The sequence below is a fragment of the Epibacterium sp. ABV4_022 genome (assembly GCF_056159345.1).
Genome location: NZ_JBSWVA010000001.1, coordinates 765,542 through 788,596, shown reverse-complemented (window position 1 = coordinate 788,596; position 23,055 = coordinate 765,542). Strand labels below are relative to the sequence as shown.

Genomic DNA, 23,055 nt, shown 5'->3' with positions numbered 1-23,055 from the left:
TCAGCGGTCGTCCCCGCCGCCGCCGTCATTGGCATCCATCAGATCGTCCTCGATCGCTGCCTGTGCCGCCCCAAGTGCTGCATCCCGTCGCGCCGGCGTGTTGCGCTCCTCACTGTCGTCCACGACCCGAACCGTGACCTCCCGATGCGCGAACTTGATTCCTTCGCGCTCAAACAGGTCGCGGATCTCCTGGAACACCTTCTTGCGCACCAGCCACTGATCGCCCGGTTTGGTCATGAACTTCACCCGGATGATCATCGCCGAATCCTGCATCTCGATCACCCCCTGCGACTTCAGCGGCTGGATGAAGTTGTGGCCGATCACCTCATCCTTCAGCAGCTCCTTGCCGAGGGTTTTGATCAGCTTACGCACCTTCTCCACGTCGGTGTCATAGGTCACCCGCAAGGGCAGCTTCATGATCACCCAGTCACGGGAGTAGTTGGTCAGCACCTGGATTTCGCCAAAGGGGATCGTGTGCAGCGCCCCAAGGTGATGGCGCAACTGGAACGACCGCACGGAAATCTTCTCCACCGTGCCCTTGACGCTGCCGATGTCGATATACTCGCCCCGCCGGAACGCATCATCCAAAAGGAAGAAGGCGCCGGAGAATATATCCCGCACCAGCGTCTGCGAGCCAAAGCCCACCGCCAGGCCAACGACACCGGCGCCGGCGAACAGCGGGCTGACGTTGATGCCGATCTCCATCAGGACAATCAACACGATGGTGACGATCACGACGGCGAGGATCGCACCGCGAAACAGCGGCAGCAGGGTTGCCAGACGACTGGCGCTGGAGGCGCCGCCTTCATCGCCAAGCTCGCCGTCCTCCTGATCCTGGCTTTCCTCCTCGATCTTGCTGTCGATCCAGATCCGGGCGATGTGAAAGACCAGATAGCCGATGAACAGGATCACGAGCACGTCGATGATCCGGTCGAGAACCGAGTTCTCCTCCAACGAGAAATCCGGGTTCCAGACATAGATCAGCGACACCGTCCCGCCGAGGAACGCAAGAATGCCGGCGGCACGGCGCGCAAGATCGCGGAAGGTGGCGATCGGGTGCCGCGGCACTCCGGCCTGCGCCTGCCCGTCGCCTGCAACCGAGCCCTCCGGATCACCCTCCGCGTCGGCATCTCCTGCGGCAGGTTCCGCGACGATTTCGGCGCGGCGGCGCCGGGTCGCAAACTGTTCGATGACGTAGTTGATCAGGCCATAGACCACCAGGATCGAACTCAGCACCGCAAACAGCCCCATGTTCGGCGGCACCGGGCTGGGGTTCTCCAGCACCAGATCAAAGGTCAGCGCCAGCCAGCCGAACGCGATATAGAGGATCACCATCGGGGCCCAGATCCAGGACAACAGGCGGTTCGGCCAGGCCACGACATGCGCCGCCCCGACATTGCGGATCGCCGCCGAGACCGCCCGCGCGTTGACCAGCACCAGCAAGATCCCCAACAGCGACGAGACCAGCATCAGGATGGCATAGGTCAGCACGTAGATATTGTAGTTGAGGCCGAAGTCCTGCACCCAGGTTGCAATCATGACCGCCGCAAAATCAAACGTCGCCAATCCCGACAGCCACAGATACAGCCGCCGTGCCGCCCGGTCCTCCAGCGCCGGAATGCGGTACTGGCTGAGGTAAGGCGACAGCACCATGCGCCACAGATCAGACGCCGTGCGGGCGGCGAAGAAGGTCAGGTAGACCGCAAGCGAGGTGAACTCCACCGAGACATCGCCGGAGGGACCAAAGACAAGCAGCGTCACCACAAGCGCAAAGACCATGGCAAACAGCGTTGCCCCCAGCCCGGCAAAGAAGCGGATCAGCAGGAACGGCATCTTGCCCGCATAGCCCTCGGGCGCGTCCTCGATCCGGCTGACCACAAACCGTTTTATCAGGCGCTTGCCATAGATCTCGACCGACAGCCAGCGACCGACCAACAACAGCAGCAGCGTGATCACCATGACCTCCACATAGGTCATGATGCGCCCGTCGGGGCTGGTGGCGCGCAGAATATAGGCCATCTCGATATAGGAGTTGGGCAGCGCCTCAAGGCGCTCGTTCAGTTGGGCCCGGAACTCGCGCATCCGGGTCTGCGCCTTCATCATCGACGAGGCCCCGCCCATGACGCCCGGCTCATTGGCCATTTCCGCCTCGGCTTCGGCCAGCGCCGCCGCCCCGGTCAGCGGCCGCCCGCTGCCATCCAGGATCACCACACCAACGCCCGCCTCCGAGGCCTGCCGGATCGCCTCCGCCAGGGCGCTGGCGTCGCCCGCATTGTCGCGTCCGGCAACGCTATTGAGCGCGGTCTGGGCCTGGGCGCCCCCCACGGACAGGACACACAGCACTGCCACCGCGATCCACAACCGAAACAGGCTTATCAGGCTCTGCATGACGTTTTCTCCCTTGGCCCTTTGGGCAAATGATATGCGATCCGGGTCATTTCCGGTGGCAACTGTCGATTTTGCGCCTCAAATCACATCTCGTTCTCTTTGGTTTGATTGCATGACCTGCCTCTGCAGGCTATATCACGGATGTTTAATTCCCCTGTTTTTGGCCTCGCGTGTTCGCGGAGCCATAGCAAACCGGGCGGAAAAGATGGAACAACCGGCCACGCTCCGCCGCTGACGGGAGCGGGCTGTCACGACGTTGGGGCGGAATATGGCGGGGCGGAATATGGCCAGAACGCAAGGCGCCAGCCCGGCCGGGCGTCGCGCATCGCCCTCCGTGCGGCGCCGGTTCGATCCGATGCGCCTCCGCGTCGTCCCCTCTTCTTGCCCTGCGCCCGCGGTTTTACATTCTGACCACCCCTGCAAGCGAGCCCCCCTATGAGTGCCAGCACCACGTCCCGATTGGGCCCAGAGGCGGGGCGCGGTCCGCGCATCCTGTTCTACAGCCACGACACCTTTGGGCTTGGCCACCTGCGCCGCTCGCGGGCGTTGGCGGCGGCGATCACCTCTGCCGATCCCACCGCCTCGGCGATGATCCTGACCGGCTCGCCGGTGGCGGGGCGCTTTGCCTTTCCCAACCGGGTCGACCACATGCGCCTGCCCGGTGTCATCAAACGCGCCGACGGCTCCTATGCCAGCCGCACCATGGGCATGACCATCGAGGAAACCACCGAGCTGCGCGCCGGTCTGATCCGCTCCACCGCCGAACAGTTCGACCCGGATGTGCTGGTGGTGGACAAGGAACCCTGCGGCTTTCGCGGCGAGTTGCTGCCTACGCTCGACCTGTTGCAGCACCGCGGCAAGGCCAAGCTGGTGCTGGGCCTGCGCGACGTGCTGGACGAACCCGAGGTGCTGAGCGCCGAATGGGATCGCAAGGGCGCGCTGGCGGCCACCGAACAATATTATGACGAGATCTGGGTTTATGGCCTGCGCGATGTCTATGATCCCACCGCCGGGCTGGATCTGAGTGCTGCGGCACAGGCCCGCATGCATTGGACCGGCTACCTGCGCCGGGACCTCGGCGAGGTCGGAGAGCCGCCCGAACAGCCCTATGTGCTGATCACCCCCGGCGGCGGCGGCGATGGTGCGATGATGGTGGATCTGGCGATCTCGGCCTACGAGCGTGACCCCAGCCTGACGCCCCGCGCGATGCTGGTCTACGGCCCGTTCCTGTCGGGCGAAACCCGCGCCGCGTTTGAAGATCGCGTCGCCGCACTCGACGGGCGTGTCACCGCCGTCGGCTTTGAAAGCCAGATCGAGACCCTGTTTGCCGGCGCCCAGGGGGTGATCTGCATGGGCGGCTACAACACCTTCTGCGAGGTTCTGTCCTTTGACAAACCGGCCGTGATCGTGCCCCGCACCACGCCGCGGCTGGAGCAGTGGATCCGCGCCAGCCGCGCCGAGGAGCTGGGCCTTGTCACCATGCTGGACGAGACCCGCGACGGCTGGACACCGGATGCCATGATCGGCGCGATCCGCGCCCTCGACCGTCAACCCCGCCCCTCGCAGGCGATTTCCGACGGGCTGCTCGACGGGCTCGACTATGTGACCGGCCGTGTCGACCACCTTCTGCATCTTTTGCCGCGTGAGGCTGCCGAATGAACATGACCCGCCGTCCGGCGCTCGCCGTGCTGGTCAAGGGCTGGCCGCGCCTGTCCGAGACCTTTATCGCGCAGGAACTTGTCGCCCTCGAGGACGCAGGCCAGCCGTTTGAGATCTGGTCGCTGCGCCACCCCACCGACACCAAGACCCACCCGCTGCACGATCGTTTGCAGGCCCCGGTGCACTACCTGCCGGAATATCTTTATGACGACCCGGCCCGCGTCGCCAGATCGCGCGCCATTGCGCAAGCCCTGCCCGGCTATGCCGCCGCCTATCGCATCTGGCGCGCGGACCTGCGCCGTGATCCGACCCGCAACCGGGTGCGCCGCTTTGGTCAGGCCTGTGTACTGGCGGCGGAACTGCCGCCCGAGGTGCGCGGCCTCTATGCGCATTTCCTGCACACGCCCTCATCGGTGGCACGCTACGCCGCGATCATGCGCGGCCTGCCATGGAGCTTTTCCGCCCACGCCAAGGACATCTGGACCTCGCCCGAATGGGAGTTGCGCGAAAAGCTCTCATCACAGACCCAAGGCGCGGCCTTTGGCGCGACCTGCACGGGCTTTGGCGCGAAACACCTGCAAGACCTCTCGGCTGGCACTCCGGTGGATCTGATCTATCACGGCCTTGACCTGACGCGGTTCCCAGCCCCGCCCGACCGGGAGGCGCGCGCGCCTGACGCTCCCTTTCACATGATGTCGGTAGGGCGCCTGGTCGAGAAAAAGGGCTTTGACCGGCTGATCGCCGCGCTGGCGCTGCTGCCTGCGGATCTGGACTGGCACTGGACCCATATTGGCGGTGGCGGGTTGGGCGATCTGTTGCAGGGCATGGCCGAGGACGCAGGGATTGCAGCGCGCATCACATGGCGCGGCGCCTGTGACCAGCCGGAGGTGATCGCCGCCATGCGCGCCGCCGATCTCTTTGTGCTGCCCTCGCGTGTGGCCGAGGATGGCGATCGCGACGGGCTGCCCAATGTGCTGATGGAGGCCGCATCGCAGGGCCTGCCGATCCTGTCGACGCCCGTGTCGGCGATCCCGGAATTCATCCAAAGCGGCACCCACGGTCTCCTCAGTGATGACGCGCCCGCAGCGCTTGCCGACGCGATGCTGCGCCTCGCCCATGCCCCCGACGAGGCCCGCCGCATGGCCGACGCCGCGCTCAACCGCCTGCGTCGTGATTTTGGCATGGACCCGGGCATCCGGCAGCTGAACACCCGCTTGAACGCCATGCTCAAGGGCGCTGCATGACCGCGCCCCGCATCGCCTATTATGCGCCGATGAAGGCCCCGACCCATCCGACGCCCTCCGGCGACCGGGCCATGGCACAAAGCCTGATGGGCCTGTTGGAAAGGGGTGGTGCGGAGGTCATTCTCGCGTCCGAGCTGCGCCTGCATGACAAACTCGGCGACCGCGACCACCAGCAGATCTTGCAACAACGCGCTGCGGATGAGGTCGGCCGCCTGATCGAAGAGCTGCCCGAGGTCGACGCCTGGGTGACCTATCACAACTACTACAAAGCCCCCGACCTGATCGGCCCCGCCGTGGCGGCCGCCCGTGACATTCCTTATGTGCAGATCGAGAGCACCCGCGCCAGCAAACGCCTGACAGGCCCATGGTCGGAATTTGCCCAAGCCGCACATGCGGCAGCGGATCAGGCGGCGGTGATCTTCTACCTTACCGAACAGGACCGCGAGACACTGGAGCGTGATCGCGCGGGCAACCAGCAACTGGTGCACTTGCGCCCCTTCCTGCCGCAGGATGCCCTCCCCGCGCCCAGCACGGGTGATGGCCCAATGCTTGCTGCCGGCATGATGCGGCGGGGTGACAAGCTGGCCTCCTATGCGCTCATCGCCGAGACGCTGCGCCATCTGGAGAGCACAGAGCGCGCGGTCGACTGGCAGCTCTTGATTGCGGGCGACGGCCCCGCGCGCGCCGAGGTGCAGGCGCTTTTTGCACGCTTTGGAACGCGCGTGCGCTTTCTCGGTCAGCTTGATGCCGCAGCCATGGCAGAGGCCTATCGCGCGGCACAGCTGTTCCTGTGGCCCGGCGTCAATGAAGCCTTCGGCATGGTTTACCTGGAGGCGCAATCCCACGGGCTGCCCGTGGTGGCGCAAGACCGCCCCGGACTGCGCGATGTGCTGCTGCCCGCAATGCCCGATGCCTATCCTGCACCCGACGCCGGGGCCTCCGCGCTGGCGGGCCGCGTTCTGCGCCTTCTCGACAGTGCGTCTGAGCGCGACGACCTCGGGCGGCGGGCGCGCCAACATATCGCCACCCACCACCTGCGACCCGCCGCTGCGGACACCCTTTGGGCGGCACTGGGGCCACTGATCAAGGAACGGCGCGCATGATCCGCCTTGCCCTGCTGCGTCACGGCCATACCGCATGGAACCGTGCGGGCCGCATTCAGGGGCGCAGCGACATCCCGCTTGACGAGACCGCACGCGCAGACCTCGCCGCGCAGTCTCTCCCCGAGGACTGGAAAGACGCGGATCTCTGGTCCAGCCCCCTGACACGCGCCGCTGAAACGGCCACGCTTGTGGCCGGGCGCGCGCCCCGGACCACAGCTGCGCTCGTCGAGATGAACTGGGGCGCATGGGAAGGCCAGCACGGGGTGGACCTGCGTGCAGATCCCGCGTCCGGCTTTCGCGACATCGAACACTGGGGCTGGGACTATCGCCCCCCCGGCGGTGAAAGCCCGCGCGAGGTCTGGAACCGCATCAATCCGTGGATCAAGAGCCTCGCGCGCGACACCGTCGCGGTCTGCCATATCGGGATCATGCGTATGATCCTTGCCCGCGCCTATGGCTGGGATTTCGACGGCCCTGCTCCGTTTCAGGTCAAACGCAATCGGCTCTTTGTGGTGGAGGTTTCGCGCGACAAGCTCACGCCCTGGCCTGATCCCATTCGACTTGAGCGACGCCCATCATGAAGGTTTTGATCGCCGTCACCCACCTTCTGGGCACCGGGCATCTGTCACGCGCCCTGACACTGGGGCGCGCATTTGCGTCGGAAAATCATAAAGTTACGGTGGTTTCTGGTGGTTTTCCGGCACCGCAACTCTCTGCTCAGGGTCTGCAGTTTGAGCAGCTACCGCCCCTGCGCTCTGATGGCGTCGAGTTCTCGCGCCTGCTTGGCGCGGAGGGCACGGTTGCGGATGAGGCTTATCTGACGCGCAGGCGGCAACAGATGCAGGCGCTGGTTCAGGATCTGCAACCGGATGTTCTGATCACCGAGCTCTATCCGTTTGGCCGTCGTTCCCTCCGGGGTGAGTTTCGCGCCCTGCTGGAGACGGCGCATGCGCTGCCTCGCCGTCCGCTGGTGCTGTCGTCGATCCGTGACATCCTCGCACCGCCCTCCAAGCCCAAGAAGGCCGAGGACGCCGATGCAATGATTGCGGCCTATTACGATGGCGTGCTTGTGCACTCGGACCCCAAAGCCACGACGCTGGACGTCAGCTGGCCGGTCTCAGGGATGCTGGCGTCACGGCTGCAGTATACAGGCTATGTCGCGCCACCTGCTGCTGCACCGCACCCCGAGGGCCTCGGCAAAGGGGAAATCCTCGTCAGTGCCGGCGGTGGCAGCGTCGGGGATGCGCTTTACGCTTGCGCGATTGAGGCCGCCAAACTGATGCCCGATTACCGCTGGCGCATTCTGGTTGGCGGCGCGGATGCACGGGCGCGTATCGCGGATCTTGAGGATGCAGGCTCGCCTGCGGTCCTGGAACCCGCCCGCCCGGAGTTTCGCGCCATGCTGCCCCATGCGGCGGCCTCCGTCAGTATGTGTGGCTACAACACCGCGCTTGATCTGCTGCAATCCGGCACCCCCGCGGTTCTGGTGCCGTTTGACGCGGGCAAAGAGGTGGAACAATCCCTGCGCGCCCAGAGCCTTGCGCCCCTCGCAGGCATTGAGGTGGAGGGGGCAGCAACCCTCACCCCGGCTCGTCTGTGCGCCGCACTCTCCCGTGCCATGCACGATACGCAACGCGGCCTTGACGGCTTTGAATTTGACGGGGCGCACCGGAGCGTGGAGATTGCCGCAACGCTGCTGAGGCGGCAGCGCGCTTGAGCGCAACGGGGGGGAGACGGACATGACACAAGGCTGGGACGCGCTGGACGCGGAGCTGGCGCACTGGGCCACGGAGGGCCTGCGGCTGCCGCTGTGGTGGCGGGATGATGATGCCATTGCGCCCACGGAGGCGCTGGTCCGGCTGGAGGCACTGGCGACGCGGCTCAACCTGCCGGTGCATCTGGCGGTGATCCCCGAAACTGCGCAAGAGGAACTGGCACAGGCGGTTGCGCAATCGAGCCACTTGATCCCGGTGGTGCATGGCTGGGCGCATAAAAACCACGCCAGCGCCGACAAAAAGAAATGCGAATTTCCCAGCACCCGCCCGGTGGATGAGGCGCTCAACGCGGCGGAACAGGGGATGGACCGCATGAAACATCTGTTTGGTTCTGCGTTGCAGCCGATGTTTGTGCCCCCCTGGAACCGGATTTCTCCAGCCTTGCTGCCCTGGCTCGCGGGCCTGGGCTTTGCCGCGATCTCCACCTATGGGCCACGCAAGCGCAGTCAGGCCGCGCCGGGTCTGGTGCAGATCAACACCCATATCGATCCCATCGATTGGAAACATGGACGGGGTCTGGTGCCCGAGGATCACCTCCTGTCACGGTTGGTCGACACGCTCACAGCACGCCGCACCGGTCAGCAGGATAACGCAGAGCCACTTGGCCTGCTGACGCATCACCTTGTGCACAGTGACGAGGTGTGGGAATTCTGCGAAACACTGCTGCGCCGACTGCTGGATGGCCCGGCACACCCTTGGCGTTTCAATGAAAGGATTGGCTGAGATGAGCCGACTGGACAGCATGCTGCGCCGCCTCACTGCGCAACGCGATGGGCTGAACTGGGCCGCGCGACAGATCTCGGGCGTTGAGGGGGATGTGCTTGATCTGGGATTGGGCAACGGGCGCACCTATGACCATCTGCGCGAGGTCATGCCGGAGCGGCGGGTCTGGGTCATTGATCGCGTCCTGCAATGCCACCCCTCCTGTGTGCCCCCGGAAGAAAACTTCCTGCAAGGCGAGGCAGAACCGATGCTGGCGCGACTTGCAGACGGCGGGCATCGGCTGGCGCTTGCACATTACGATCTCGGGTTTGGCGTCAAGGAACAGGATGTTGCCGAAGCCGCAAAACTCTCGCCCGCGATTTTGCAGGTCATGGCAGCGGGAGGGCTGATCATTTCAGGTCAGCCACTGGTGGGGTTTGAGGAAATCGACGGCCCCGAAGGCATCCCCGAAGGCCGTTACATGTTCTACCGCGCCGGGTAAGCCGCAATCTCTTACCCCAGCGGAGAGCCTCGCGGCTCTCAGGTTTTGCGCTTTGCTTTGCAAATCGCGGTGGGGCGGTGGCCGCGCCTGCGGCGCGGCCACCGCCCGGCCCAACGCTTTTGGGGGAGGCTTTGCCTCACTCATAAAGGGGCGGGAGCTCCCCCCTCCCCGCAACACAGAGAATAGGTCAGCTGTCTTGTCGGATTGTTTCGCGTGCGAAACAACAGGTCACAGAGACTGATACTTTATGTGGGCGTTGCACATGCAGCGTGCGCTGACATCTGGGAATGCGCTCGCTTGCACCAGATGTGAGCGGACTCACCGGCTCTTTAACCTACTGAAATATAAACATAACGCGCGCCCACGTAAGGCGCGCGTGTTATCGCTTCCCAATGCCTTTCCCGTCAGGCGACACGCGCACCGCGCGCATAGACGGCCCGTGGCATCGGAACCCCTTCGCCAACACGGAACCGGATCAGGTCTGCGCGTTTGCCAACCTCCAGCACCCCGCGATCCGTCAAGCCAACCGCAGCGGCAGGCGCCGCTGTCACCGTCGCCATACCCCGCGCCAGATCGCCCCAGATGTCACCGAGTTTGACCGCCGCCTGCAAGAGTGCCGCCGGGATGTAATCCGACGAGACGATGTCCAGCAGTTCCAGATCCGCAAGCTCGCGCGCCGCGACATTGCCGGAATGCGACCCGCCACGAATGAGGTTCGGCGCGCCCATCATCACCTTGATGCCATGCTCGTGACAGGCCCGAGCCGCCTCGACCGTGGTGGGAAACTCGGCCAGTCGGATGCCGTGGCCCGCGGAGGTGGCAACCTGCTCGGCGGTGGTGTCATCGTGGCTTGCCAGCACCGCCCCAAACCGCGCCGCCTCGGATACCGTGGCCGCTTCGTGCATATCGCCATATTGCGCGCGCAGGTCTTTCAGCTCGGCCACATGGTTGATGAACTCCTCATCCGACATGCCGCGTTTGGATTTCACATATTGTTCGAGCTTGGAGATATCCCGGAACTGGCGCTGACCCGGCGTGTGGTCCATCAGGCTGACCAGCCCGACGCGGTCCTCGGCGGTGAATTCCGACAGCTCCTCGGCCAGCGTTTCCGAACAGACCTCGGCGCGCAGGTGCAGGAAGTGGCTGATCTTCAGCATGTCCTTGGCACGCAGTTCCAGCATCTCGGTGGCAAGCTGGCGGGCATATTTCAGGTAGCGCCCCTTGCCGCGCGGGATCGAGCCCACGCGCATCGCATCAAATACCGTGGTGATCCCGGTGGAGGCCAGTTCCGCGTCATGGGCCACCAGCGCTGCCGCATGGGGCCAGTCGACGCCGGGGCGCGGTTCGATGTGGCGTTCCAGATTGTCCGTGTGCAGCTCCACCAGACCGGGGCTGAGGAAATCGCCCTCAAGATCCACCGCACCGGCAGGGACAGCGGCACCCTCGGAGATGTCGGCAATCACGCCTTGGCTGATTTTCAAGCTGCCCGTGCAGGTTTCACCTGCAAGGATCAGCGTGGCATTGGCAAGGATCAACTCTTGTGTCATCTGAAGTTCACATCTTTCGGGATAGGGAAGGCCCACGTCTTAGGAGGCCAATGTGACATTTACGCGATACGCGATCTATTATGCGCCCCCCGCCGAGGCGGCGTGGAGCAAATGGGCAACCGGCTGGCTCGGTTGGGATATGGAGGCGGGCTGTGCGACCGCGCTCCCCGACGCCGGGGCGTTGGATGTGGCGGCGATCACGGCAACGCCGCGCAAATACGGGCTGCATGCGACCATGAAGCCGCCGATGCGGCTGGCGACGGGCACCGACGAGGACGCCCTGCGCGCAGCCTGCGCGGCACTGGCCGCCACCCGCGCCCCCGTCCGTCTGGAGGGGTTGCAGGTGGAACGTCTGGGCCGGTTTCTGGCGCTGCGCCCGCTTGGGGATGTGCACGCGCTGAATGCGCTGGCTGCGGCTTGCGTGACCGAGCTTGACGCCTTTCGCGCGCCCGCACCCGATGCGGAAATCGAGAAACGCCGGGCGGCGGGGCTGAGCGCAGAGCAGGACACAAACCTCATCCAGTGGGGCTATCCTTATGTGCTCGATCAGTTCCGCTTTCACATCACCCTCACCGGCAAACTGCCCAAGGGCGATCTGCCTGCGGTCGAGGATTACCTCGCGACCGAACTGGCACCGCTGTTGCCACAGCCCTTTGAGATCAACGATCTGGCGCTGATGGGCGAGGCCGAGGATGGGCGTTTTCACCTGATCCAACGCTACCCCCTCCTGGCCTGAATGATCGATTGAGCCTGGACGATGGCGGCGCAAAGATCGCCGCTGTTGTCCACCTCATAGACCTGTTTCAGCCCGTCGGGCAGCGCGAGGCTGGCACGTGCGAGGCGGCGTTTGACCTCCTCGGCATCCTCGCGCCCGCGGCCTGCCAGTCGCTCCGCCAGAACCTCTGGCCGGGCGGTGACGGAAATCACGCGGAAGTCGTCAAACACCTCCTGCGCTTGCAAAAGCACCGCGCGCGACAGGTTCACCAAAACACCGGACGCGCCGATGCGCAGTTTCTCGATGTCGCGCGGCACGCCGTAGCGCAGCCCATGGGCCTTCCAGTGGAGCGCAAAGACATCCGCCTCGACCAGGGCCGCGAATTCGGCCTCGCTGACGGGTTGATAGTCCTCCCCCCCGGCCTCTGGCGCGCGGGTGATGACACGCCGCATGCTGCGCAGGCGCGGATCGGCCACGGCAAGACCGCTCATCAGACTGTCCTTGCCGACGCCCGAGGGGCCGACAACGGCAATCACCGGCCCTTTTGCGGGGTTTATGTCGGCAGGCGCGCTCATGCGGCGGCCTTGGGCGCAAAGGCCGAGACATCAATGAAACGGTCGCAGACCTGTTCACGGGCGGATTCGTCGTGGAAGATGCCGATGATGGCCGCGCCGCGATCCTTGGCGGTCTCAATGAGGTTCAGCACCGTTGCACGGTTCTGCGCATCAAGGCTGGCGGTCGGCTCGTCGAGCAGCATCGCCGGGTAGTCATAGGCAAAGCCGCGCGCGATATTGACCCGCTGCTGTTCGCCACCAGAAAAGGTTGTGGGGCTCAGGGTCCACAGACGCTCGGGGATGTTGAGCTGCGCCAGAAGCGACGCGGCGCGGTCGCGGGCTTTTTCCACCGGGGTGCCAACGGACAGAAGCGGCTCTGCCACCACGTCCAGCGTCGAGACCCGGGGCACCACCCGCAGGAACTGGCTGACATAGCCCAGTGTCTTGCGGCGCAGTTCCAGAATTTCGCGCGGCTCGGCATTGGCGACATCCAGACCGCCAATCCTGATATGGCCCGAGGCGGCAAGGTAATTGCCGTAAATCAGCCGCATCAGGGTCGATTTGCCGGCCCCCGAGGCACCGATCAGCCCGACACATTCGCCGGGGTTCACCGACAGGGTGGCCCCCTCCATCACCGGGATCAGGGCGCTGCCCTGATTGTGCAGCGTGAAGGTCTTGGAGACATTTTGAATGTCGATCATGGGAGTTTGAGAAGCGGTCATAGCCAGCCTTTCCAACGATAAAGAGAAGCCTGCCGCGCGTCTGCATCCATCGCGCAGGCAGAACGCATCAAGTCACACCTGCAACACGGAGGAGACCAGCAACTGCGTATAGGCATGCTGAGGATCATCCAGCACCTGATCGGTGAGGCCGGTTTCCACGACGTGGCCCGATTTCATGACCATCAGGCGATCCGCCAGCAGGCGCACCACGGCGAGGTCATGGGTGACGATAATCGCCGAGAGGCCCATTTCGCGCACCAAGCCACGCAGCAGATCCAAAAGCCGCGCCTGTACCGATACATCCAGACCGCCGGTGGGTTCGTCCATGAACACCAGACGCGGGCCTGTCACCAGATTGCGGGCAATCTGCAAGCGTTGCTGCATACCGCCGGAGAACGCCGTGGGGCGATCATCCACCCGGCTCTCGTCGATCTCCACCCGGTCGAGCCAGTCAACGGCGCGGTCGCGGATATTGCCATAATGGCGATCTCCAACGGCCATCAGACGCTCACCGATGTTGCCACCGGCAGAGACCGACATGCGCAGGCCCTCGCGGGCGTGCTGATGCACAAAGGCCCAGTCGGTGCGGCCAAGCATGCGGCGCTCGGGTTCCGACATGGTGAGCGTATCAACAGGACCACGGTCACGAGTATCAAAGATCACCTCGCCGCCATCCGTGTCCAGATGACCCGCAAGGCAGTTCAGCAAAGTGGACTTGCCGGAGCCGGACTCGCCCACGATGCCCATGACTTCGCCCGGATATAGGTCAAAGGAGACATCCGTACAGCCGATGCGATGGCCGTACATCTTTTTGATATTGTTGACTTTCAGAAGGGGATGCATCACGCGGCCTCCGGTCCGGTGGTGAGAGGAGCGTCCTGGCCCAGACGGCCCACATGGCCCGCCTCACGCCGAGAGCGGCAATAGTCGGTGTCGGAGCAGACAAACATCCGCCCGCCCTGATCATCGAGGATCACCTCGTCGAGATAGCTGTCCTCTGCGGCGCAGAGATCACAAGGGTGGTCGGCCTTGGTGGCCTCGAACGGGTAGTCCTCGAAATCGAGAGAGACCACTTTGGTGTAGGGCGGAACCGCGTAGATACGCTGCTCCCGCCCTGCACCAAAGAGCTGGATCGCGGCCATTTCCATCTTGGGGTTGTCGAACTTCGGAATGGGAGACGGATCCATCACATAGCGCCCTTCCACCTTCACCGGATAGGCGTAGGCGGTTGCAATGGCGCCATGTTGGCTGATGTCTTCATAGAGTTTCACATGCATGAGGCCGTATTCCTCAAGCGCGTGCATCTTGCGGGTCTCGGTCTCGCGCGGCTCCAGAAAGCGCAGCGGCTCCGGGATCGGCACCTGATAGACGATGATCTGGTCCTCGCGCAGGGTGGCCTCCGGGATCCGGTGGCGGGTCTGGATGATCGAGGCTTTTTCGGTTTCCTCGGTGGTGGCGACACCCGCGGTGCGTTCAAAGAACTTACGAATGGAGACCGCGTTGGTGGTGTCATCGGCCCCCTGGTCGATGACCTTGAAGGTGTCGTCGGGCGTCAGTGCTGCGGCGGAGACCTGCACGCCGCCGGTGCCCCAGCCATAGGGCATCGGCATCTCGCGGCTGGCAAAGGGCACCTGATAGCCGGGAATGGCCAGCCCCTTGAGGATTGCGCGACGGATCATCCGCTTGGTCTGCTCGTCGAGGTAGGCAAAGTTGTAGTCAGACATGTTGTGTCCTTTCCCGGGAAAGGGTGCCGTTGGTGGAAGCTGCGTCATATGCGGCAAAGGGCAGATCCCGGCCGCGGGTGGGGGTGAAGCCCCCGCCCGGGGGGGCGGCCGGGGGCTGCCCGGCGGTGCGCCGGGCTTTCGTTATCTGCAACGGCTTCATTCCGCCGCCTCCCGCGTTTGCTCCGCTGCGGCACGCGCGGCCTCGGCCTCACGGCGCAGCTTGCGCACCAGCTCCAGTTCGGACTGGAAATCCACGTAATGCGGCAGTTTGATATGTTCGAGGAAACCGGTCGCCTGGATATTGTCGCAGTGGCTGAGGACAAACTCCTCATTCTGCGCGGCGGCACCGACATCGTCCTCGCCGAGCTCCTTCCAGCGCAGCGCGCGATCCACCAACGCCATGGAGATCGCCTTGCGCTCTGTCTGGCCAAACACCAGACCATAGCCACGGGTGAACTGCGGCGGCTCTGTCTTGGAGCCTTTGAACTGGTTCACCGTCTCGCATTCCGTCAGCTCCACCTCGCCAATCTCGATGGCAAAGCCCAGCTCCGGGATGTCCATCTCCACCGCCACGGTGCCGATGCGCAGCTCGCCCACAAAGGCGTGGTTGCGCGCATAGCCGCGCTGGGTGGAATAGGCCATGCCCAGCACAAAGCCCTCATCGCCCCGGGTCAGCGTCTGCAACCGGGTGGCACGATCCGCCGGGAAGGACATCGGCTCGCGGGTGATGTCCTTGGGCGTCGCCTCCGAAGCGTCCTCGGTCTGGATGATATCCTCACCGCGTAGGAAGGATGTCACATGCGGGGTTGGCTCGCGACGCGGCTCCGCAGCAGGAGCCTCGGGCACCTCGCCTTCGGCGGCGAGTTTGAAATCCAGCAAACGGTGCGTGTAGTCGAATGTCGGCCCCAGCACCTGCCCGCCCGGCACATCCTTGAAGGTCGCGGAAATCCGGCGGTCGCAGGTCATATCCGCGGTTTCTACCGGACGTGAGTTGCCAAAACGTGGCAGCGTGGTGCGGTAGGCCCGGATCAGAAAGATCGCCTCGATCAGATCGCCCCGCGACTGTTTGATCGCCAGCGCGGCCAGATCGGGATCATAGAGCGAGCCTTCGGCCATCACCCGGTTCACCGCCAGTTTCAGCTGCTCGCGGATCTGCGCCAGCGTCATCTCTGCGATGCTTTGATCGCCCCGACGTTCTTCGGCAAGCCACGCATGCGCGTTGTCGATGGCGCGCTCACCGCCTTTTACGGCTACATACATCTGCTTAGCCCTCCGCTTGGATCTGGGTCGAGCGCGGCAGCGCCGACACTTCCGACCCGCAGGTGAAGAACAGATCCACCCCAAGCGGGTAGAGCATGGCGTTGCGCTGCATCAGCGCCACATCGGGCAGGTTCATCCGCACGGTGTCCTTGATGCCGGGGCCGGTAAGCGTGGCATTGGGGGCGGCAAACTCCGCCAGTTCCACCACCAGCGTGGCGGAACGATCCGGGTACTCCGAGGTGCCGATGCGGTATTGGTCGATGGGCATCAGCGCATCCCAGCTGCCAACGGCAAAATCGGCGTCCGCTGCGGGCACAATCGGCGCGCCGGTGTGGAAGGTGATCCAGCCGCGCAAGGCAGTGCTGTCGACATCCGGCGCGAGATAGATCCGGGTTTCAGGATCGCAAAGCGTCAGGATCAGGCTCGCCGCCGCAATGCTCAGTCCCTCAGGCGCCACACCACCCTTGATTTCGCGGATCTCGCCCGGACGTGCCATCACGTCCATCGCAGCGCGGAACCCATGGGCCGAGGCCACCGCCGGGTCGGCAAAGCCGCCCGTGTAGATATTGGTCTGCGTCATCAGTCCTCTCCTCGCACCATGGTGAAGAAATCGACCTTGGTGGCGGCCGCTTTGGCGGCGCGGGCAGCGCGGGCAGCGTCACGCTCAGTACGCAGGGGGGTCAGGATCTTGTCCTCGACCTCTGCGGCGGCCTCTGTCTGCATCATCGCGTCGAGCTTTGCGGCCAGTTCCGCCTGCCGTTTGCTGCGGCCCTGCACGTACCCATGCCCCACCGCACCGGACGCCAGTTTCAATGTGCAGCGGGTGACGGTCATCTCACCGAGGTTGAAGGGCGCGCCGGTGCCCCCTGCCCGGCCCCGCACCATCACGCCACCTGTTTCCGGCGCGCGCAGAGTATCGTGGTCGGGGCTGTCGTCCAGCTTGTCGAAAAGCGCGGCAAGCCGGGCCTCGGGCGCGGTGGACAGCAGGCTCATCCAAGCCTTGCGTGCCTCCGGCGTGATTTCTTGTGTCATGTCTGGTGTCGCCTCTTGGCAGATTTGTCTACATGTACTATACAACTAGACAAATACTACATGAGTCGGCTCTCGGGGCGCAAGCCGCTCTCTCGTGAAGGTTTCGTGACAGAGGATTGAACATGGCCAAATCCGCCACCCGCACACCGGTCTGGAAGTCGATCGCAATCACTTTGATCGATGACATTGCGCAGGGCCGTTACGAGACGGGAACAAAGCTGCCAGCCGAGGCGCAGCTCGCCGAACGCTTTGGTGTCAACCGCCACACGGTGCGGCGCGCATTGGCGGATATGGCGGAACAGGGGCTGGTGCACGCTCGCCGGGGCGCGGGGGTGTTTGTCGCGGCAAAGCCCACCGATTATCCGGTGGGCAAGCGCATCCGCTTTCACCAGAATATTCGTCGCGCAGGACGTGTACCGAGCAAGAAAGTCCTGCGCCTGGAGGTACTTGCAGCAGACGCACGCGAGGCGGATGCGCTGGATCTGGAGCCCGGCGATCCGGTGGTGGTCTATGAGGGGCTGTCTTATGCGGACGATCACCCCGTGGCGCTGGCGCGCACGGTGTTTCCGGCAGAACGGTTGCCCGGCATCCTCGACGCGCTGGAGGCACATGAGTCGATTACGGCTGCGCTGAACGCCTGCGGGGTGGAGGACTACACCCGCCGGGAAACCCGGATCACCGCCAAGCTCGCCACCGCGACGCAGGCGCTGCACCTGCGCACATCAGAAGGCGCGCCCATCCTGCGCACCACCGGCATCTCGGATGATGCGAACGGCACACCGATCGAATTTGGCCGAACCTGGTTTGCGGGCGACCGGGTGACCCTCACCGTCGGCGACGATTGAACAAACAAGGGGGCACTCCCGCCCGTCGCTGGATCGCGGGTGCGATCCGCTCCCGTTGGGGGTGGCGCCGCCGGTGCACCGGCGGCGCGCCGCGCGTCCCCGAAGGTGACGCGCGGCCGGGCCCAACTCCGCCAAGGGGTTTTGGCCTTTTCAGGCCAAGGCACCTGCGGAGGCGGGAGCGCCCCCCCTTGTTGCGCACCCCTTTTATTTCATTCGTATTTCCCCAAAAACTCTTCCGCCTTTAGGCTGCGAAAATCCGCAAGTCTCTCGCGCAATACCGCGTGATCCCACTCCCACCAGGCAAGTGCCATCATCCGGTCCGCGACCTGTTCCGGATACCGCCGACGGATCAGCCTCGCGGTGTTTCCCCCCACGATGGTGTAAGGCGCCACATCCTTCGTCACCACTGCCCCGGAGGCCACCACCGCCCCATGGCCAATCGTGACCTCTGGCTTGATCAGCGCCCCATGGCCGATCCATGTGTCATGCCCGATCACGGCGCGGCGGCTCTTGCGGTGCTGAAACCAATCCGCGTCATCCTCGGCATCTTCCCAATAACTCGCGGAGCGATAGAGGAAATGGTGCAATGAGGCCTTCTCCATCGGATGATCCGTCGCCCCGATCCGCACGGAACTGGCGATATTGGCGAATTTCCCGATCTCGGCATTGGCGATGTCGCACATCCGGTCGCAATAGCTGTAGTCGCCAAAATGACTGTTGGCGACCCGGGTGTCGGCCCCGATCTCAACCCAAGCCCCAAAGGTGCTGTTGGTCAGGCTGCACCCGGCGTGCACAAGCGGTTCGGTGGCGGAAAGTCTGGGCATCTGGGCACCTGTCGAGATTCAATATACAACTAGACTTATAATATCATCACGACCGTCATGAGACCATCCGAAACACCACGAACCGGATGCAAAAAGACCCCTCTCACGACTGCGAAAGGGGTCTTTTGAAAGAGGCGTCGGTATCGGCGGCGCGCCTTTAGTGGCCGCCCTCGTCCCCGCTGATCAGACGTTTGCGCAGCCAGCCGGAGAACCAGTCCATGAACATCACCATGACGATGATCAGCACGATATAATAGGAGACCTCTTCCCAGTCCTTCTGGGTGATGATCGCCTGCGTCAACAACAGGCCAATACCGCCGCCGGTGATGGCCCCGATGATGGTGGCCGACCGCGTGTTGGACTCGAGGAAGTACAACAGCTGCGACAGCAGAACCGGCGTGATCTGCGGGATCACCCCAAAGCGGTAGCGCTGGATTGGCTTGGCCCCGGTGGAGGATACCCCTTCGATCTGCTTTTCATCGACGTTTTCCAGTGCCTCGGAGAAGATCTTGCCAAAGGTGCCGGTATCCGTGATCAGGATCGCCAGCGCCCCGGTGAGCGGGCCGGGCCCGAAGGCGCGGGCCAGAACCACGGTCCAGATGAGCGAGTCGACACCGCGGACAAAGTCAAAGAACCGTCGCGCCGCAAAGCGGATCGCAAGGATCGGCATGAAGTTGCGCGTCCCGAGGAAGGCCAGCGGCAGTGCCACCAGACCCGCACCAAAGGTGCCGAGGAAGGCCATCAGAATGGTCTCGCCAATGGCCCATGCCACATCGCCGTGGCGCCACATCTTGTTGTTCCAGAAGTCATTCCAGATCGCCCCGGCCTCGCCAGACACGGCGCGGCCCGCCAGTTCAATCACACCAACACCATGATAGGGGCTGTCGAGGGTAAAGAAGAACAGCTCCCAGCCGACAAAATAGCGGAACACTTCGGCGCGGTTGCGGGTCACGGTCAGGCGGCCTGCATCGGTGGTGATCGCCAGACGGTTTTTCGACAGGTTGATCCATTCGGGCACGTCGCCTTCGGGCAGGACGGCCTGCACACCCTGGCTGCGCGATGGCGTGGCAGAGACCAGACCATAGCCCGGAATATCATACTCGATGGTCTCGGGCCCAAAGCGCACCACATGTCCGCCCGTCAGATCCACGATCGTGGTCTCGCCGGGGGTGACCCAATCGGGGCTCATGCCCTCGGGGTATTCGCCCTTGCGCTCGCCCTCGACGGCATAGGTCACATCGCCCGTGCGATTGTCGCGGGTCACATGGGTTTTATAGCTATAGGTGTCAGACACCAGCGTGCGGGCATTGTCCATCGACGCACGCTCCCACAGGCCCGGCACGTCAAAGGCAAAGAACACATAGGTGAGATAGGCCAGGATCACGGCGGGAATGCCGAAGTTCATCAGCCGTTTCTTGAAAAACAGCTTGTCCATCTGCCCTTTGAGGGGCGCGGTGTTGAGGTCCATGGTGCTCATGTCTCAGGCCCCTTTCCGGTTGCCGTGGGTCAGACGGTCGCGCAGCGCGCCAGAAATCTGGTCCACCACAACAATGGTCACAAACAGCAGAATGAAGATCGCCGCCGCCTCGTCGTATTTGCCCTGTCCCCAGGACATGGAGTTCTTGAGCTCGTAGCCGATGCCGCCCGCGCCCACGAAACCGAGGATTGCAGAGGCGCGAATGTTGATTTCAAAGCGCAACAGCGCATAGGAGACATAGTTCGGCCCCACCTGCGGGATCACCCCAAGCCACATGCGTTGCGCCCAGGAGGCACCGGTGGAATTCAGACCCTCGACGGGTTTGAGCGAGGCGTTTTCGTTGACCTCGGAAAACAGCTTGCCCAGGGCGCCCGCGGTATGGATCGCAATGGCGATCATCGCCGGCACCGGGCCGCCGCCCAAAAGGAAGATCAGCACCAGGGCAATCACGATTTCCGGGATCGCGCGGCAGATGTCCATGATGCGGCGGAACAGCGGGATCAATGCGGGCCACGGGGCCATGCCGCGGGTCGACAAGAGCGACAGGAGGGTGCCGAAGATGGCGCCGATCAGGGTCGCAGCACCAGCGATGTTCACCGTCTCGATCAGGGCCGGGAAGAAATGGACCACATGGGCGGGCAGCTCAACCGCCTTCTCCGCCGCTTCCGACAGCACCTCGGCCGGATAGTCGAAGATGCGCTGGTAGCCATCGGAAAAGGAGCCTGCATTGCGGTCGTCGGCGGTGCGGAACCCCGCCACCATCAGCGCGATGAACAGGGCCAGAAGGATGCCGCCATAGATACGCTTGCGACGGGTGAGATCGGCGTATTGCGCCTTGATCTCAGCCACCGATCCGGGGGCCTGAGCGGTCAGATCAGCCATTGAATTCTTCCTGAGTCATTGGGGGTGGCACGGGGCGTCACACGCTGGCCCGTGCCACGATTGCGGGGCCCGGGCACCGGCCCGAACCCCGCGAAGACATAAAAGCGCGCGCTTAGTTGGACTTCAACTTGCGGGCTTCGATGATGACTTCGTAAGCGTCGTGGGAGATCGGCTGGAAGCCTTTGGAGTCGCCCGCCGCCACGGAGTAATAGCAGTCGTAGTCCATCGCCGGCATGGAGGCCATCAGCGCGGTCATCTTGACCTTGACGTCCTCGGGCAGGGCCTTGCGCAGAACAACCGGACCCTCAGGGATCGGCTTGGACTGCCAGATCTGGACCAGATCGTTCATGTCGATGAGACCAGCGTCAACCGCCTTGCGCAGGGCGCCGGAGTTGTAGCCGTCTTCCCAGTTGCCCAGACCGTCGGCCCAGGTCACGCCGGCGTCGATGTCGCCGTTTGCAACCGCAACGATGGTCTGCTCGTGGCCGCCGGTGAATTTCACTTCGCCGAAGTAGTCGCCGGACTGCATGGTGGAGCCGGTCGCCTGCGGGATCTCGATGGAGGGGATCAGGTAGCCGGAGGTGGAGTTCGGGTCACCAAAGCCAAAGACCTTGCCCTTGACGTCCTCAAGCGCGTTGATGCCGCTGTCCTTGCGGGCAAAACCAACCGAGTAGTAGCCGTAGCCGCCGTCGACGTTGACCTTGACCAGAACCGGCTCAACCGCTTCGGGATCGGAGAGATAGGTCTTGGCGTAGCCGGAAGCGCCCAGCCAGGCCATGTCGATGGTGCCGCCCAGCAGACCCTGGATCACGCCGTTGTAGTCGGCAGGGGCGAACAGCTTGGTTTCAACGCCCAGCAGCTCTTCGGTCTTGGCGCGCAGGCACTCGTTGGAGTTCAGACGGTCCTGGGCGTTTTCGCCGCCGAGGATGCCGATGCGGAATTCAGAAATCTCGTCTGCCAGGACCGGGGAGGTCAGGGCGGTGGTGGCCAATGCGGCAAGGATCAGTTTTTTCATCGTGGAACACTCCGGTTGTTGGTTGGCCCGGGACCACACCGGCCCCGGGGTGGATGAAAGGGGGCAGGATCAGACGTAGGCCTCTGCCGTGCGCATGGCCTCGGTCTGGTCCAGTGTTTCGATCGCGGTGGAGGTGGCGGCTTCGGAGAAATCCGCGCCAGCGCCATAGATTTCGCGGGCAACGCCGGTGGTCAGCTGCTCCGGCAAGCCGTCAAAGACGATGCGGCCATCGCGCATGCCGACAACCCGGTCGCAATAGCGGCGCGCGGTATCCAGCGTGTGCAGGTTGGCGATGACGGTGCGGCCGTCTTCTTCGTGGATGCGGCGCAGGGCCTCCATCACGGTTTGTGCGTTCATCGGGTCGAGCGAGGCAATCGGCTCGTCGGCGAGGATGATCTTGGGGTCCTGCATCAGGGCGCGGGCAATCGCCACACGCTGCTGCTGACCGCCCGAAAGCGCCTCGGCGCGTTTGGGCGCATGTTCGGCGATACCCAGACGATCCAGAATCTCGATCGCCTTGTGAATGTCCGCCATCGGATAGAGGTTGAACATGGTCGCCAGCGTCGAGCGCCGGTTCAGCGTGCCGTGCAGGACGTTGGAGACCACATCCATACGTGGCACCAGGTTGAACTGCTGAAAGATCATCGCGCATTCGGACTGCCATGCGCGTTTGTCCTTGCCCTTCAGGGTGGTGATCTCGCGGCCCTCAAAGCTGATCGAGCCCTCGGAGGCGTCGCCCAGACGGTTGATCATCCGCAGCAGGGTGGATTTGCCTGCGCCAGAGCGTCCGATGATGCCCAGCATGCAGGGTTTGTCGATTTCGAGCGTGGCGGCCTCGACAGCCGTCTTGTCGCCGAATCTCTTGGTCAGTTTGTCGATGCGCAGCACGTGGCGGCCCCCTTTGGTTCCGCGACTGCCTACGCATAATCACCAAATCATTTGTGTCAGGAGGGTAAAAGTTTTGTAAACCCCGCGGATTTGCGGGGGTGCCCCCTGCCCTGCCCGCCTCCGCCCGCGTCGATCGCGCGGGTGGGAAACAGGGCCTGTGCACATCCTGTGTTTCGGTCTATACGGGCGGCGATCAC

Annotated in this window: 23 protein-coding genes; 9 read left to right on the top strand and 14 right to left on the bottom strand. The window is 63.9% G+C overall.

Annotation, left to right across the window (positions count from 1 at the left end):
* Positions 1-2,388, bottom strand: coding sequence for a mechanosensitive ion channel family protein (locus tag ACXAF5_RS03790; protein ID WP_474945587.1), 2,388 nt, complete (start codon positions 2,386-2,388; stop codon positions 1-3).
* A gap of 435 nt (positions 2,389-2,823) precedes the next feature.
* Here ACXAF5_RS03790 and ACXAF5_RS03785 point away from each other — a divergent pair, with 435 nt between their 5' ends.
* Genes ACXAF5_RS03785 through ACXAF5_RS03755 form a run of 7 tightly spaced genes read left to right on the top strand, consistent with a single transcriptional unit; the run spans position 2,824 to position 9,373 of the window.
* The gene (locus ACXAF5_RS03785; RefSeq protein ID WP_239318888.1) at positions 2,824-4,047 is read left to right on the top strand and encodes a glycosyltransferase family protein; all 1,224 of its coding nucleotides are present in this window, start codon (positions 2,824-2,826) and stop codon (positions 4,045-4,047) included.
* A gap of 2 nt (positions 4,048-4,049) precedes the next feature.
* Positions 4,050-5,291, top strand: a complete 1,242-nt coding sequence (locus ACXAF5_RS03780) for a glycosyltransferase family 4 protein (protein ID WP_474947793.1) — start codon at positions 4,050-4,052, stop codon at positions 5,289-5,291.
* The gene (locus tag ACXAF5_RS03775) at positions 5,288-6,394 is read left to right on the top strand and encodes a glycosyltransferase family 4 protein (protein ID WP_474945586.1); all 1,107 of its coding nucleotides are present in this window, start codon (positions 5,288-5,290) and stop codon (positions 6,392-6,394) included. The genes ACXAF5_RS03780 and ACXAF5_RS03775 overlap by 4 nt, the downstream gene beginning before the upstream one ends.
* Positions 6,391-6,975: a histidine phosphatase family protein gene (locus ACXAF5_RS03770; RefSeq protein ID WP_474945585.1), complete on the top strand. Its 585-nt coding sequence runs from the start codon at positions 6,391-6,393 to the stop codon at positions 6,973-6,975. Before ACXAF5_RS03775 ends, ACXAF5_RS03770 begins: the two co-directional genes overlap by 4 nt.
* On the top strand, positions 6,972-8,111 hold the full coding sequence (locus ACXAF5_RS03765; protein WP_474945584.1) for a glycosyltransferase family protein: 1,140 nt from the start codon (positions 6,972-6,974) through the stop codon (positions 8,109-8,111). The genes ACXAF5_RS03770 and ACXAF5_RS03765 overlap by 4 nt, the downstream gene beginning before the upstream one ends.
* A 22-nt stretch (positions 8,112-8,133) precedes the next feature.
* The gene (locus ACXAF5_RS03760; protein WP_474945583.1) at positions 8,134-8,892 is read left to right on the top strand and encodes a polysaccharide deacetylase family protein; all 759 of its coding nucleotides are present in this window, start codon (positions 8,134-8,136) and stop codon (positions 8,890-8,892) included.
* Position 8,893: 1 nt separating this feature from the next.
* Positions 8,894-9,373 (top strand): class I SAM-dependent methyltransferase, encoded by a 480-nt coding sequence (locus ACXAF5_RS03755; RefSeq protein ID WP_474945582.1) that lies wholly within the window; start codon positions 8,894-8,896, stop codon positions 9,371-9,373.
* Positions 9,374-9,777: 404 nt separating this feature from the next.
* Here the strand turns inward: ACXAF5_RS03755 and ACXAF5_RS03750 are convergent, their stop codons facing one another.
* On the bottom strand, positions 9,778-10,920 hold the full coding sequence (locus tag ACXAF5_RS03750) for an alpha-D-ribose 1-methylphosphonate 5-triphosphate diphosphatase (RefSeq protein WP_474945581.1): 1,143 nt from the start codon (positions 10,918-10,920) through the stop codon (positions 9,778-9,780).
* 52 nt (positions 10,921-10,972) lie between these two features.
* Between ACXAF5_RS03750 and ACXAF5_RS03745 the strand changes: the two genes are divergently transcribed.
* Positions 10,973-11,656 (top strand): DUF1045 domain-containing protein, encoded by a 684-nt coding sequence (locus tag ACXAF5_RS03745; protein ID WP_114963235.1) that lies wholly within the window; start codon positions 10,973-10,975, stop codon positions 11,654-11,656.
* Here the strand turns inward: ACXAF5_RS03745 and phnN are convergent.
* The 7 genes from phnN to phnG all read right to left on the bottom strand — a co-directional run bounded on the left by phnN (position 11,638) and on the right by phnG (position 16,927).
* Positions 11,638-12,210: a phosphonate metabolism protein/1,5-bisphosphokinase (PRPP-forming) PhnN gene (gene phnN / locus ACXAF5_RS03740; protein WP_474945580.1), complete on the bottom strand. Its 573-nt coding sequence runs from the start codon at positions 12,208-12,210 to the stop codon at positions 11,638-11,640. The two genes, ACXAF5_RS03745 and phnN, sit on opposite strands and share 19 nt — an antisense overlap.
* A complete protein-coding gene (gene phnL / locus ACXAF5_RS03735) occupies positions 12,207-12,890 on the bottom strand; it encodes a phosphonate C-P lyase system protein PhnL (RefSeq protein ID WP_474947792.1) in 684 nt (227 codons plus the stop codon). The genes phnN and phnL overlap by 4 nt, the downstream gene beginning before the upstream one ends.
* 93 nt (positions 12,891-12,983) lie before the next feature.
* The gene (gene phnK, locus ACXAF5_RS03730) at positions 12,984-13,754 is read right to left on the bottom strand and encodes a phosphonate C-P lyase system protein PhnK (protein ID WP_009175801.1); all 771 of its coding nucleotides are present in this window, start codon (positions 13,752-13,754) and stop codon (positions 12,984-12,986) included.
* The gene (locus ACXAF5_RS03725; protein ID WP_126138767.1) at positions 13,754-14,635 is read right to left on the bottom strand and encodes an alpha-D-ribose 1-methylphosphonate 5-phosphate C-P-lyase PhnJ; all 882 of its coding nucleotides are present in this window, start codon (positions 14,633-14,635) and stop codon (positions 13,754-13,756) included. The genes phnK and ACXAF5_RS03725 overlap by 1 nt, the downstream gene beginning before the upstream one ends.
* A 156-nt stretch (positions 14,636-14,791) precedes the next feature.
* On the bottom strand, positions 14,792-15,895 hold the full coding sequence (locus tag ACXAF5_RS03720; protein WP_474945579.1) for a carbon-phosphorus lyase complex subunit: 1,104 nt from the start codon (positions 15,893-15,895) through the stop codon (positions 14,792-14,794).
* Positions 15,896-15,899: 4 nt separating this feature from the next.
* Entirely contained in the window at positions 15,900-16,475 is a 576-nt protein-coding gene (phnH, locus tag ACXAF5_RS03715; RefSeq protein ID WP_474945578.1) for a phosphonate C-P lyase system protein PhnH, read from the bottom strand.
* Positions 16,475-16,927: a phosphonate C-P lyase system protein PhnG gene (gene phnG, locus ACXAF5_RS03710; RefSeq protein ID WP_474945577.1), complete on the bottom strand. Its 453-nt coding sequence runs from the start codon at positions 16,925-16,927 to the stop codon at positions 16,475-16,477. The genes phnH and phnG overlap by 1 nt, the downstream gene beginning before the upstream one ends.
* A gap of 122 nt (positions 16,928-17,049) precedes the next feature.
* On the opposite strand from phnG, the gene phnF reads away from it, so the two are divergent.
* The gene (gene phnF, locus ACXAF5_RS03705; protein WP_474945576.1) at positions 17,050-17,772 is read left to right on the top strand and encodes a phosphonate metabolism transcriptional regulator PhnF; all 723 of its coding nucleotides are present in this window, start codon (positions 17,050-17,052) and stop codon (positions 17,770-17,772) included.
* Positions 17,773-17,981: 209 nt separating this feature from the next.
* Here the strand turns inward: phnF and ACXAF5_RS03700 are convergent, their stop codons facing one another.
* The 5 genes from ACXAF5_RS03700 to phnC form a co-directional block, all read right to left on the bottom strand.
* Positions 17,982-18,596: an LbetaH domain-containing protein gene (locus ACXAF5_RS03700; protein WP_474945575.1), complete on the bottom strand. Its 615-nt coding sequence runs from the start codon at positions 18,594-18,596 to the stop codon at positions 17,982-17,984.
* Positions 18,597-18,753: 157 nt separating this feature from the next.
* Complete coding sequence (gene phnE, locus ACXAF5_RS03695) at positions 18,754-20,073, bottom strand: phosphonate ABC transporter, permease protein PhnE (RefSeq protein WP_239360244.1); 1,320 nt, start codon at positions 20,071-20,073, stop codon at positions 18,754-18,756.
* 3 nt (positions 20,074-20,076) lie between these two features.
* On the bottom strand, positions 20,077-20,955 hold the full coding sequence (phnE, locus tag ACXAF5_RS03690) for a phosphonate ABC transporter, permease protein PhnE (protein ID WP_474945574.1): 879 nt from the start codon (positions 20,953-20,955) through the stop codon (positions 20,077-20,079).
* A gap of 112 nt (positions 20,956-21,067) precedes the next feature.
* The gene (phnD, locus tag ACXAF5_RS03685) at positions 21,068-21,970 is read right to left on the bottom strand and encodes a phosphonate ABC transporter substrate-binding protein (protein WP_474945573.1); all 903 of its coding nucleotides are present in this window, start codon (positions 21,968-21,970) and stop codon (positions 21,068-21,070) included.
* 69 nt (positions 21,971-22,039) lie between these two features.
* Positions 22,040-22,858, bottom strand: coding sequence for a phosphonate ABC transporter ATP-binding protein (gene phnC / locus ACXAF5_RS03680; RefSeq protein ID WP_474945572.1), 819 nt, complete (start codon positions 22,856-22,858; stop codon positions 22,040-22,042).
* Positions 22,859-23,055: the final 197 nt, after the last annotated feature.